We start from the raw sequence: 447 nt of genomic DNA, 5'->3' as shown, positions 1-447 counted from the left end.
CAACGACCCCCGTTCCCGCGAGCTGCTGGAGCGCATCGAGCGCCTGGCGCCCAGCGAGGCCAACGCGCTGGTCATCGGCGAGACCGGCACCGGCAAGGAGCTGGTGGCGCGCCATATCCACGCCCTCAGCGGACGCAACGGCGGCCCGTTCGTCGCGGTCAACTGCGGTGCTTTCGCCGAGAGCCTGGTGGAGAGCGAGCTGTTCGGCCACGAGAAGGGCGCCTTTACCGGTGCGTTGCAGAGCAAGGCCGGCTGGTTCGAGGCGGCCAACGGCGGCACCCTGTTCCTCGACGAGATCGGCGACCTGCCGCCGAGCATCCAGGTCAAGCTGCTGCGCGTGCTGCAGGAACGCGAGGTGGTGCGGCTCGGTTCGCGCCGGCCGATCCCCATCGACGTGCGGCTGGTGGCGGCGACCAACGTCGACCTGGCTGACGCGGTGGTCGCCGG

General features: G+C 70.9%; 1 protein-coding gene. It reads left to right on the top strand.

The window, feature by feature from the left end:
* On the top strand, positions 1-447 hold a 447-nt coding region (locus ACLJNW_RS23225; protein WP_410961088.1), incomplete at both ends, for a sigma-54 factor interaction domain-containing protein.

This window comes from Salmonella sp. SAL4457, assembly GCF_046548235.1.
Taxonomy (GTDB): domain Bacteria; phylum Pseudomonadota; class Gammaproteobacteria; order Enterobacterales; family Enterobacteriaceae; genus Salmonella; species Salmonella enterica.
Note: the sequence above shows the minus strand (reverse complement) of the source record. Positions and strands in the feature narration are given on the sequence as shown.